We start from the raw sequence: 12,461 nt of genomic DNA, 5'->3' as shown, positions 1-12,461 counted from the left end.
AAGGAGAGGATCCACATCACACGTAAATCGCTTCATGTGCATCAGTCGGCATACTTATCCCTATTTCGTATTCTGCTCGCGTTCATTCTCGTTGCAGGCCCGGTGCTGGGACAATTCAGCACATCCATATCGGCTGCCCAGAATACTCAAGCAGTTCTTATTGAAGTTAATGGTGAACCACAATCTTGGAAGAATATACCTCAGATCTATAAAGGAACAACGTACGTACCTTTAAGGGATGTCGTCCAATCGGTGAAAGGTTCCTTGAAATGGAATAACCGTACCAAAACGGCTACCATCACCGTTGGAAGGGATACTTTGGTTCACCAGGCTGGCAGCGACTCGATCAAAGTCAACCATGTCCGTCTGGATGCAGGAGTGAACTCCCGTACGGTTAGGGGTACTCTCATGGTGCCTGTTCGTCCTATTGCAAATGCCTTGAAGGCAGATATTAAGGTCGGACGCACCGCTTCAGGTCAGCTGAGTGTGAACATCCAAACGGATAAGGTCAGTTTGCTGGACAGCGAAGTCACCAGCGTGGACGCTTATTTGCGTGAAATCCAATTCCCCGGCATGGCCCTCATTGCTCGCGATGGCGAAGTACTGCTTCGCCAGGGATATGGCCTGGCTGATGAAAAGACGCTGAACCGTCCGGATCAGAAGACGAGAATTGCTTCACTGAGCAAGTCTTTCACGGCAGCTTCCATTCTCAGCCTCGCGGAAGAAGGCAAGCTGAATGTACAGGATCCAATCTCCAAATATATCTCTGGTATCCCAAAGGGCGATGAGATGACTCTGCATATGCTGTTATCCCAAACCTCCGGGCTTCCATCCGCATTTGGCCGGGGTGAAGGAACCTCGCTGGAAGAAACGGTAGAAGAAATCCGGCATAAAACACTGAAGTTTGAACCAGGCACCGCCTATCTCTACAGCAACAGCGGTTACGTGCTCCTGGCTTATGTCATTGAACAGGTATCCGGCATGAGTTATGCCGACTACGTTAAGCAGACGATCTTGCAGCCGCTCGGCATGAAAAACTCCGGAGAGGCATCCCGGCAGGTCAAGACAATCAGTGGTTTCGTTGCGGAAGATAATCAATGGGTACCTGCTCCTTATTATGTTTCACAATCGGGATCAGGGACGATCTATTCGACCGTGGACGATATGCTGAAATGGGACCGGGCACTTTACACGGATCAGATCCTGAGCCAGGAAACGATTGAACAGATGTACAAGCCATACTCGGACAAAAATTATGGCTACGCCTGGATTCTCAAGGAAAACGGCGATAATCGTACCGTCTTCCACAATGGCAGTGGTGGCGGCTTCGCCACAGCCTTCTCTCGTAATCTTTCAGATGATGTTACTATCATTCTTCTTGGCAACCACGCCGGAATGGACATGACCTCCCTCATGGATGAAGTGGAGGCACGCACTGCCCAAGCATTGCAATTGCAATAATCAACTTATACGCAGCTCAAGAGACGACCCTGATGAAGGGTCGTCTCTTTGAGTTAGTATACTGCCATTTGCAGGGATGAGCCAATTTGGTTCAAGTCCTTTTTAGAAAACAGGATCTGCAATTCAAATCAGATTCACCGGAAGCTTTCCGGCCTTGGGCATCCCTATTCATAAATAAATAAATTAAATAAAGCAATAAAAGAAACATTTTTACAATTCTGCTGTTTATATAATGTAGTTAAATTTTGGGAGAGAAATTGTCACTCACGGATTCGTTGTCTTTAAATTGATGTCGGTGAGTTACAAGCTCTAATATTGTAGAGGTGTATAATGAAGAAACCCATTTTTCTCATGTTTTTAAGCCTGTTTTTTCTTTTCTTGTTTTCTACTCAGGGAAATGCCGCTGCCAATACGTCTAAAATCTTCTTGAATGGAGAGGAATTATCTCTCTCGCATGATGTTCAGGTGACCATCGTAAATAAGAACGTCATGATTCCAATCCGAGTTGTTGCAGAAAATCTGGAGTTCAATGTCGATTGGAATCAACAAGCCCGTCAGGTGAAAATTCAGCAAAACGACAAAGTGATTTCTCTAAACGTTGATCAGAAGCAAGCCACAGTTGCTGATAAACAGGTTACCCTGAATACAGCTCCGCAAATTTTAAACAAAACGCTGGTGGTGCCCATTCGGTTTGTCAGTGAACAGATGGGACTTAGCGTAAAGTGGAACAACCAAGAGAAGATCGTATACTTAACCGATAACAGTAAAGGGCCCGATGGAGAGCCAGGCAATGATTCAGGAGATAGCGATACCATCTCGTTAACCCATGTGACCGACATCATTTTTGCCGATAATCAGTTGGTTGTGTCCATGGATGGAAAAAAAGTGCTGCCCGTGATAACCACCTTGAAGAACCCGGATCGACTGGTTGTGGATTTGCCTGGTACGGTCTTTGGTGATATGACGCAACCGCTTGATCAAGGGTTGAATGGCAAACTGGACGTAAATGGATATCCCAATGTAACAGAAGTAAGATATTCCCTTTTTAAACGGGATCCCGGACAAGTCCGGATTGTTGTTGAGTTGAACAATGTGAAAGAAGTACAGTTCGAACAAAACGTAATTGCCGACAAGCTGCTTATCGATCTGAACGTTTCGGGAGACAACGTCACACCCGTGCCAGTGATTCCCGCCCTCGATACAGGACGTAAAGTCGTCGTCATTGATCCAGGTCACGGGGGCAGTGACCCAGGGACAATCAGTATCACGGGCAAACCAGAGAAGGACTACGTTCTGGCAATAGCGCTAAAAGTACAAGCTCTCCTGCTCAACGAGCCGGATATTGAACTGGTCATGACACGTGACACTGATATCTACCCTACACGTTCCGAGCGCGTTCAACTGGCGAATCAGTTAAATGCGGATGTGTTTGTCTCCATACACGGCAACAGTGTAACGTCTTCACCTCAGGCATCAGGTACAGAAACATATTATTATCAGCGAACCGGCAGCAAGGACCTGGCCAATATTATTCATCAACGCTTGGTGAAAGCTTTGGGATTCAAAGATAGAGGCGTCAAGAATGGCAGCTTGCAGGTGATTCGGGAAACGACCATGTCAGCCGTGCTCCTGGAAATTGGTTTCCTGAGCAATGCTGCCGAAGAGAAAGCCATGTCATCCGAGGAAGTTCAGACGAAGGCTGCACAAGCGATAGTGGATGGAATCAAGGAATATCTAGGGATATAAAATATAACGTTATACCAATCGAAGGATGTGATCTATTGAAACGAAAGATGGGATACGTACTACTTTTCTCGTTCATTCTGATGATTGCAGTGGGGTGCGCGCAGAAGCCAGTGAGTGAATCCGGGACGAATGAGCCCAAACAATCCGGAAGCGTACAGCCTCCCAATAATAGTGGGACTCAGGTTGAACCGAACAAGGAGCAGAAGCAAACCGTTGAAGTATTCTTTGCCGATACACAGGTGTTGGAACTGAAAAAAAGAGAAGTTGAGCTGGCATTCGCAGATAACGTCGACGCCGACAAATACAAAAAAACATTCGAAGCCCTGCAAAATAACGATGATGCACAGCTCGTCTCTCTATGGGAAAAGGTTGAATTGCTGTCTATCGAATTTGCTGAGGACACAGTGACATTGGATGTTCATATCCCGGATGAAGCCAAGCTGGGCACCAGTGGAGAATTGCTGGCGTTGGAAGCTTTGACTACAACGATGTTTCAATTTGATGAAGTCAAACGTCTGGATGTGCTGGTGGATGGTGAAGCCGTAGATAGCTTAATGGGGCATTCGGAACTGGAGCATCCCATTCAACGGGAATCATAGTTCATAATAAACAAATGAAAAGGACGTCCCCAGAGACGTCCTCAACTGATACGATACGATACTACAATAGCTTACACATAGAGCTCATCTCCGGGAGAGAGGGAATGGATCGCTCTCCCGGAACTTGGGTGCTGCTTGGATAATTCCTCTCTTAGTCTATCCGTCTCGGCCTTGTCCGCATGCACAAGCACAGTATGCCGGGCAGGCAAACGCTGCAGCATTCTCTCGACATCCAGCCAGCCCTGATGAACTTTATAACGAATTTTCTGCACTCCACAAAGTCCATACTCAACGGGATTCTGTATTAGCTTCTGTGCAAAAGTACCAAAAGCCGCATGTCCGGTGAGCAGGATCAGATTCTCCTCTCTGTCTGCCAGTTGATTATAGTACCAACGGGCAAGTGAAGACTGCATCATGCCATCCGGAATGAACCATAGCGAAGCAGCATATTGATTCAGCAGTCGCTCCCGATCCTCCCGGCTCTGGGGCAGCTGCCAAGATTTATCGCCCAGAAAACGTTCAATGACATCCATTAATGGTAATGGACTCTTGAGACGATCTTCCTTTTCTCTGAGCCAGTATGGAACACGCAACAGTTGCTTCATGCCATCCACCAGCCCCTGCTCCACAATCATCGGAACTTCCGGAAACTGCTCTTGCGCCCACAGTATAATCTCCTGACCACGGCCTACCGAAGGCATGGGCAGTAAGACTTTGCCACCACGAGCAATCGTCTCGCGAATGGTCTGGCCCAGCTGTGCCAATTTGTCTGTCTGTGTATCGCGGTCCGTTCCGTATGCAGCATCCACAATCGCCAGATCCATCGGTCGATTCAAGCGCCCTTTTGTTAACGAAGGAGTCAAGGAAATCTCGGACAACCCAGAGATCCCCGTTGACATTGCTATTTCTGCCAGCGGCTCTCCGGCTAATTGAATGCCATCACTGACAGCCATGCCTTGAGACAATAGCAGGTTATTGACACGGCTGCCTGTTCGCTCTCTGCTTCGAAACACGCTTGCCAATTTCAGTGCCTCTGCAGCACAATCTTCCTGCAGAAGCATGGACTCAGACGTATAGTCCCCGGAATAGAAGATCCGTCTGCCCTCCAACTCAAGTGCAAACCATACAGATCCTGCGAGGTGGCCACTGCGCCCCCATAACACGTGCAGACCAGGAATCATCTTAAACCAGATTCCAGCCTTGGCCTCATCTTCCAGATATCGGTAGCGTATTGACTGCACATCTATTTCCTCGTAGGGCAGACCATGCCCTGCGCGCTCCATGTTGCTGCGCCACGCCCGGAAATAGGTATCCAGCTGCTCCCTTGTCTCACGTGTTGTCCATACTTCACCCTGGTAACCCATCTTATACAACAATGGAATGGCAACGGAATGATCCTCATGAGCGTGAGACAACAGTACGGCATCCAGGTTTGAAACGATATCCGGTTCGATGAGTGGGTACTCGCCTGCGCCTTCTTTTTTCACGCCGCAATCCATTAAAATGTGAAACCTGTCTCCGCTCAGGAGATAGGCGGAGCGGCCATGTTCGCCTGCCCCGCCCCATACGTTCAGTTTGATCATGATGCATTCCACTTTCTCTTCGAATTCAGTAGCTCAATGCCGAGCAGCATCAGTACGGTCATGCCAACAGTCACCACCGCCATGGCCATGCCCAGTGAAACCTGCCCTTGTTCAAACTGGGCAAAAATATAGGTAGCGGACGTCTGCATCGACGGCGGGAGAATCAACAGCGACCCTACCAGCTCCCGTGTGGCGATGGTGAAAGTCATCATCCAACCCGCCAGCATGCCGGGAATAATCAGGGGTACAAGAATGCGACGCAGAATATACAGTGGGTTCCCGCCAAATACCTGGCCCGCCTGAAACAAGGTTCCGTCAATCTGAGTGAAGCTTGATTTTACGTACTGCACCGTATAAGGCAGAAACAGTACGACATACGTCAGAACAACCATCCCGTATGTGTTGTACAGGGTAAATGGCATCCATGGAGAATTCCAGAACAGGATTAGACCCACGACCATGACAATGCCCGGTACCGTATTCGGCAGCAAACTGAACAGATCAATGACACGCTGCATGAATGAAGAGGATTTGCCGATCGCCAGCGCAAATCCTGTACCGATCACAACCGCAACTGTGGAAGCGGCCAGTGACAATCCCAGACTATTGCCGATGGCTTTCATGCTGACCGAACCCCATGACAGCAGATCCCGATAGTGATCCAACGTTACGTTGTCCAGGGACAACCCGGCCCCGCGCAGCTTCATTGTCGAAGCAGCAATGATGGAGAAGTACGGGATACCCACAGACAGGATTAGCAGTACGGCAAGATACAGACCGCACAGCCAGCCGGCTCCCCCACGTAGGGAATATCGTTTCGAACGCTGCCCTTTGCCTCCCACCAGACGATACGTGAATCTTCGACTCATGGATGACTGCATGTACCACATCACCAGACACACGGATAACAGTACCGATGCCAGTGAAGTCGCCTTACCAAAATCAATGGGCCAACTGGAGATATATTTGTGAATCTCTGAAGTCATGACATAGTATCCGATGCGGCGTCCGAAGGTTGCCGGGGTTCCGAATTCTGCAATCGTTTTGACAAAAACAAGCATGATCCCCATCCCATAGGAAGATAACAACAGAGGTAAAATGATGCGTCTGAACCGGTAACCCGCACGTGCCCCGTGCACGGATCCCGCTTCTTCCAGATTGCCGCCGATACGAATCAGCGCATCCCGTAACAGCAAGTACAGAAATGGGAACAGATGCAGGCTCATAATCAGCACCATGCCCCAGAAACTGAAGAATAGCTCGCTCCACTTCTCAGCTGATGGTACCCACTGCTGCAGGTATCCCCCTTTTTGCATAAACAAAATCCAGCCCATGGAGCCGATATACGGCGGGGTCATAAAGGGAATCATCAGGATTACATCCACCCAGCGATGCTGCCCCATACGAGTCTTGGCCATCATCCAGGCAAGCGGCAGTGCCAGCAGTGTGGTCCCAGCAACAACACAGATGCCCAGCCAGACGGAATTGAGCAGCACGCCGGATAAATGATGACCCGTAATCGTCCGAATCGGAGCCATCCAGTCCCATTGTCCATCCGGATAAATGCTTTGCCAGAAAATCAGCAGCAGCGGCACGCCAATACTTATAGTCAGCAGAAAGAGGGCCAGAATCACGCCCACTCTCCGAAAAATACGGTTGTTGTCCAATACAACAGGTTTCACTGCTTTCACCTCACATGACTTCACCAAGACACTCGTTACACGTGTTGTCGAATGTTCCTCAGTATTGATTTCAGCGATCTTATTTGAAAATCTCGGAGAAACGAGCCGCTGTCTCATCACCATGTTCACTCATCCAGTTCCAATCCACTTTCAGCTGCGGGATATCCTTCAGATTGGCCCGGTTGGTCGCTTCAATGTCTTCCCGGCCAGGAATCAGGTACGCATCTGCAACCAGCTTCTGCGCCTCATCGGACAGCAGGTAGTCGATAAACGCCTTGGCATTCTCCACATTTGGACTCGACTTCAGGATCGCTGCCGGTCTCGGACTGATTACAGTCCCTTCCTTGGGATATACGATATCCAGTGGTTCACCTTTATCTTTGGAGGAATATGCCATATAGTCGACGCCAGCGGCAACAATGCTTTTGGCACCCGTAATCACCGGATCAAGGGCTTCCTGGTTGGCTCCCGCCATGGCAACGCCGTTCGCTTTGTAGCTGTTCAGCAAATCCCAGCCTTGGTCCCCATTCACACTCAGGTATCCTGTAATGAAGTCCAGCGCAGAACCGGACAATGTTGGATCAGGAATATTCACGGCATCTTTCCAAGCTGGTGTAGCGAGCTCAGCCCAGCTTGTCGGTGGTGTAGACACCAGTTTGGTATTGTATACGATCCCAAGCGCCGAAGCACTGGAGCTGAAATAGTTACCTTCCGCATCCGACCAGTCCTTGTTCAACTTGTCGGCATTTGCTGCTTCAGGATAAGGTAACGTTAAACCGTCGGCTTTTAGTGCTTGTGCTGAAGGCAGAGAAGCCAGAATGACGACATCGGCCACAGGGTTGGATTTTTCTGCTTCCATACGGGCAAGAATCTTACCTGTTGTTCCCTGGAACATCTCTACTTCAATACCTGTTTTGGCCGTGAACCCGCTCACGATATTATCCGCCAGCTTTTGCGGCCCCGCACTATACAACACCAGTTTGCCACCTGCTGTTTCTGTTGTTTGCGCTGCTGCTGCCGCACTACCTTCCCCAGCTGATTGTCCTGCGTTTCCGCCCGTTGAATTCGTGCTGCATCCGAACAAGCCGATACTCATTACCGCTGTTAACAGCAGCATTGCACTTTTTTTCCGTGTTTTGATTCCCAACATCTCATTCCATCTCCCTTGGTTTTATATATATTTCCTATTTCCCACTTCACGTTTCCTAGTACGCCGCTGCTATAACTTCCCGCTTCACATCGGTGGCTTCATGCCCAGCCATCCGGCAGATGCGCTCCGGCGATATATACAGCTGAACCTGCTCCCCTACGCGAACCCTACTGTCCAGATAGGCGGTCCACACGCCCAGCCCTTCCATTTGAACCCGAATCTCATAACGCTCTCCTACATAACTGACACTCAGTACCGTTGCCTGATAACGCAGATCATCGTGACTTGTCCTGTTCCAGGTCACATGTTCCGGCCGTACCATGGACTGATTCGGTGTCAGCCAGTTGGACTTTCCGATAAACGAAGCAACAAATGGATCACTTGGCGATGCGTAGATCGTTTCCGGGGTACCTTTTTGCAATATCCGTCCCTTTTCCATGACTACAATCTCATCTGACATCGACATTGCCTCGACTTGATCATGTGTTACGTACAATGCGGTTAGCCCCATATCCCGAACCAGAGACATCATCTCAATCCGCATTTCTTCCCGCAGAACAGCATCGAGTGCACTAAGCGGTTCATCAAACAAAATCACTCCGGGTCTCACTGCTACCGCTCTGGCAAAAGCAACCCGCTGCTGCTGTCCACCGGACAGCTGATGAGGATAACGATCTTCCATGCCTTGCAGGCGAACCATGCCGAGCGCTTCGGTCACTTTCTGCCGTAGATCCGTCTTTTGCTTTCCTGCCTTTAAGCCGAATGCCACATTTTCGAAAACCGTCATATGCGGCCATAATGCAAAATCCTGAAACACCATGCCCAGATTACGCTTATGGGTCGGTACATCGATCCGTTTGGCTGCTGAAAAGAGACACTGATCACCTGCAATAATCTCTCCCGCATCCGGCTGTTCCAGTCCAGCGAGCATGCGCAGCAGTGTTGTTTTTCCGCAGCCCGATGGACCGAGCAGTGTCGTAAACTGACCATGCTGCAGCGTCAAATCTGTAGGCAATAGTGCAGGCGTACGATTGAATGATTTTTGAACCCCTGAAATCTCCATTTTCATAAGCATCCCTGCCTGTCTTCTTGTACTTTCCTCAGTCTAACGTCCGCTCTCGCAAGTTGTATGTTATGAATGTAAAAATGAAATTAACTTTTTAGATGAATTCTGTTGATGTTCATAGATTAAATCTATATAAGATGAGCAAAATGACGCGAGAGGAGTGTTAAATTCATTGAATCTGATCAAACTGCAAATTGTAGAACTGATTGATAAGCATCACCATATGACCAGCGTGGCCGAGATTCTGGGCATCAAGCAGCCCACGGTTACGTTTCATATGAAATCACTGGAGGAAGAGATGGGGGTACGACTATTCGAATCGCGCAGCGGGAAGACATTTCTGTCTGAGGCTGGACAGGCCCTTCTTCATTATTCTGTGAAAATTAATGCCCTGACCCAAGAAGCCCGCCGGGTGGTCAAGGAATACGACAGCCTTTACCGGGGTACGCTTCACATTGGGGCGAGCTATGTACCTGCAACCTATTTGCTGCCATCAATGCTGAATACATTTTCGCAGGAGTTTCCTGGCATTCGAATTGTGTTGTCAGTCAAACCGTCCCCTGTCATCCGTGAGATGTTAATACGGCATCAGATTGATCTGGGGGTAATCTCTTCCGAACCTTTTGTTGGTCCTGTCCTCCAAGCAGAGCCGCTGTGTGCAGATGATCTGGTATTGATTTGCGCTCCGCAGCATGCCTTGACCCAGAGAGAAGTGTTGGAGCCCGAGCATATTTCTCAGGTGCCTTTTGCCTTGCATGGGAACGAATCAAGCACACGCCGTTTGACCAACCAATGGCTGGAACAGCATGCGGTGCGGCTTCGCAGTACGGTGGAGATGGATTCACTCGAGGCGATCAAACAGCTGGTTTTACTCGGAGGTCATATATCATTCATGTCACGCATGGCCGTACAATGGGAAGAGCAGCATGGCTTGGTTCAGGTTCTTCCCATCCCGGGTGAGCAAGCTCCACGACATATATACACAGTACATAATAAGGACCGTCATCCTTCAGTCCAGGTGAACCGGTTCAAGGAAGTTCTGCAGGAAGGGGTACATGATTTCCCGCCATTTCTCGGCTTGGCCCCATAAAAACTATCGTTTGCCATTCATCAATTCTATGCAGGGTTAACGTAATACTCGTCCAACGTTAATCACTTCCACATACTCGGGCGATAAAGTGGGTCTGTACATTAATCCAGCCTAGGGAGTGATTGGTTTTGAAAAAGTGGAAAAAGGTAACTGCCTCATTCATGCTGAGCATCGTCACATTGGGAAGTAGTTTGACGTTCCAGGCACCCCAAGTTTCAGCGGCGGCCAATGCCGTGCCAGCCTATGAAGTGAAGTTTCTGGCTAAACCGGAATTAGTATTGAACTCGGATGGAACCCTTCGGAATGAAGTCGTTCAGACTCTGGCTCTGGATTCCACACCAAGAAACATCAGTGCAGAGTACTTTGACACCAATTCTCTAAATCTGAACCAAGCCGGATGGGATGTCCGTTTTCGGAAAAAGGATGATAAAAACAATTATGAACTGACCTACAAGAAGCGGTACCCTGTAATTAACGGTGATATTAATGCAGCACTAACACTGGCAAATCAAGAAGGATTTGATGCGTCTGACGATAATTACGAGGCTGAGATCGATTGGGGATATGGCAAACAAACACTGAGCTTCTCCAACACCAAAAAAGTGGATACCAAAGCTGCAGGCGTACAGCTTCCTTCCGAGCAGGACGCACTGACCATGCTGCTTGACAAGCTGCCGGGCAAACTGAAAAACTGGTCTTCTTCAAACTGGGGTAAGCAAGCACTCTCGCAATCCCGTGCTCACGGGCCGATCACGTTCCAGCGCTATGAGGGCACATGGAATGGACAAGACCTCACGCTTGAAGTATGGCCAATCCGTAACGCAGATGGTACTGGAATAGAGAATCTTGTTGAGGTTTCTTTTAAAACCGATGATACTGCAGCTGTATCCGGTCTGCGTACCGAGCTGCTGCAAGTATTGGAGAACAACAACTGGCTAATCCCTGCGGATGGCCTGAAAACACAAACCATCCTGGAACGATACTAATCGCTTGATACACAAAGCTCCTCTCCCTAAGCATAGGAGAGGAGCTTTTTTCACAAGTCAATATACTTTAAAGGTTTGAGCCGTTTCGATGCCCAGCGCACTTTGAATAAATGTATTAGCTACTCGCTCCACAGGTACGGGGTTAAAACCAATAAAGAAGTCCTTATACTTCTCAGCTGACTCTTCAAACAGATTAGGGCTGACCGAATTCAGGCGAATACCTCTCGGCAGTTCATAGGCTGCCGCTTTGGCGAACGCATCAATCGCACCATTGGCCATTGCACTGGAAGCACCTTGTGCAATAGGATGATCTTTGATAATGCCACTCACCAGCGTGAAACTCCCTTTGTCGTTCACATAGTGTTGGCCAATTAATACGACATTGACCTGGCCCAACAATTTGCCCTGTACACTAATCATGTTATTCTCGGGTGTCAGCTCTTCCAATTTGGCATAATGCGTCTGACCTGCCGCGACAATGACGTAATCAATGTTTGGAACAGCTTCAAAAAGAGCCGCAATGCTATCGGTTGAGGTCATATCCACCCGATAATCACCGGAATTCCTCCCTGCAGTAACTACTTCTACAGACAGCTCATTCAACTTGGCCACAATCGCTGTACCTAGCGTTCCATTTCCTCCAATAACGAGAGCTCTTTTCACACTACTCCTCCTCCTTAGGTCTGATCCTGATAATGCATCAAGGAAATGCACCTGTATCTTATTTAAACAAACTCATCCGATGAGATCAAATTACAAATTCGGTGCATTTATAAAAAGAGTGGGGTAGGTATTAGATATTGAAAAAAATAAAAAAACCTCTTGCACAAAAGCAAGAGGCTTACTGTAAGCGGGTGATGGGAATCGAACCCACGCTATTAGCTTGGAAGGCTAAAGTTCTACCATTGAACTACACCCGCATAAGAATAAAATCGGGATGACACGATTTGAACATGCGACCCCCTGGTCCCAAACCAGGTGCTCTACCAAGCTGAGCTACATCCCGATATTAGTGAAAAATAATGGCGCGCCCTGAGAGATTCGAACTCCCGGCCTTTTGATTCGTAGTCAAACGCTCTATCCAGCTGAGCTAAGGGC

At 48.6% G+C, this 12,461-nt stretch carries 10 protein-coding genes and 2 tRNA genes; 5 read left to right on the top strand and 7 right to left on the bottom strand.

Features of this window, described 5'->3' with window-relative positions; all coding sequences use genetic code 11:
• Window positions 1-36 precede the first annotated feature (36 nt).
• The 3 genes from AAIH57_RS24280 to AAIH57_RS24270 all read left to right on the top strand — a co-directional run bounded on the left by AAIH57_RS24280 (window position 37) and on the right by AAIH57_RS24270 (window position 3,806).
• A complete protein-coding gene (locus tag AAIH57_RS24280; protein ID WP_430023290.1) occupies window positions 37-1,461 on the top strand; it encodes a serine hydrolase in 1,425 nt (474 codons plus the stop codon).
• Between the two features lie 330 nt (window positions 1,462-1,791).
• A complete protein-coding gene (locus tag AAIH57_RS24275) occupies window positions 1,792-3,207 on the top strand; it encodes an N-acetylmuramoyl-L-alanine amidase (protein WP_430023289.1) in 1,416 nt (471 codons plus the stop codon).
• A 35-nt stretch (window positions 3,208-3,242) separates the two neighbouring features.
• Window positions 3,243-3,806 carry a GerMN domain-containing protein gene (locus tag AAIH57_RS24270; protein ID WP_175395932.1) on the top strand — a complete coding sequence of 188 codons (564 nt, stop codon included), beginning with the start codon at window positions 3,243-3,245 and terminating at the stop codon, window positions 3,804-3,806.
• A 71-nt stretch (window positions 3,807-3,877) separates the two neighbouring features.
• Here AAIH57_RS24270 and AAIH57_RS24265 read toward each other — a convergent pair whose 3' ends face one another.
• From AAIH57_RS24265 to AAIH57_RS24250, 4 genes are all read right to left on the bottom strand, one after another.
• Window positions 3,878-5,389, bottom strand: coding sequence for an MBL fold metallo-hydrolase (locus AAIH57_RS24265; protein WP_430023288.1), 1,512 nt, complete (start codon window positions 5,387-5,389; stop codon window positions 3,878-3,880).
• Window positions 5,386-7,071, bottom strand: coding sequence for an ABC transporter permease (locus AAIH57_RS24260; protein WP_175395959.1), 1,686 nt, complete (start codon window positions 7,069-7,071; stop codon window positions 5,386-5,388). Before AAIH57_RS24260 ends, AAIH57_RS24265 begins: the two co-directional genes overlap by 4 nt.
• A 79-nt stretch (window positions 7,072-7,150) precedes the next feature.
• Window positions 7,151-8,221, bottom strand: a complete 1,071-nt coding sequence (locus AAIH57_RS24255; RefSeq protein WP_430023287.1) for an ABC transporter substrate-binding protein — start codon at window positions 8,219-8,221, stop codon at window positions 7,151-7,153.
• A 55-nt stretch (window positions 8,222-8,276) separates the two neighbouring features.
• A complete protein-coding gene (locus AAIH57_RS24250; protein ID WP_430023286.1) occupies window positions 8,277-9,290 on the bottom strand; it encodes an ABC transporter ATP-binding protein in 1,014 nt (337 codons plus the stop codon).
• A 169-nt stretch (window positions 9,291-9,459) separates the two neighbouring features.
• Here AAIH57_RS24250 and AAIH57_RS24245 point away from each other — a divergent pair, with 169 nt between their 5' ends.
• On the top strand, window positions 9,460-10,377 hold the full coding sequence (locus AAIH57_RS24245) for a LysR substrate-binding domain-containing protein (protein ID WP_430023285.1): 918 nt from the start codon (window positions 9,460-9,462) through the stop codon (window positions 10,375-10,377).
• Window positions 10,378-10,505: 128 nt separating this feature from the next.
• A complete protein-coding gene (locus AAIH57_RS24240) occupies window positions 10,506-11,363 on the top strand; it encodes a CYTH domain-containing protein (RefSeq protein WP_430023284.1) in 858 nt (285 codons plus the stop codon).
• A 57-nt stretch (window positions 11,364-11,420) separates the two neighbouring features.
• Here AAIH57_RS24240 and AAIH57_RS24235 read toward each other — a convergent pair whose 3' ends face one another.
• The 3 genes from AAIH57_RS24235 to AAIH57_RS24225 form a co-directional block, all read right to left on the bottom strand.
• Window positions 11,421-12,026, bottom strand: a complete 606-nt coding sequence (locus tag AAIH57_RS24235; RefSeq protein ID WP_430023283.1) for a short chain dehydrogenase — start codon at window positions 12,024-12,026, stop codon at window positions 11,421-11,423.
• Window positions 12,027-12,212: 186 nt separating this feature from the next.
• Window positions 12,213-12,283 (bottom strand) — tRNA-Gly (locus tag AAIH57_RS24230).
• 12 nt (window positions 12,284-12,295) lie between these two features.
• Window positions 12,296-12,369, bottom strand: a tRNA-Pro gene (locus AAIH57_RS24225).
• Window positions 12,370-12,461: the final 92 nt, after the last annotated feature.

Origin of the sequence: Paenibacillus sp. MABNR03 (assembly GCF_050455445.1) — a bacterium.
GTDB lineage: Bacteria > Bacillota > Bacilli > Paenibacillales > Paenibacillaceae > Paenibacillus > Paenibacillus xylanilyticus.
Note: the sequence above shows the minus strand (reverse complement) of the source record. Positions and strands in the feature narration are given on the sequence as shown.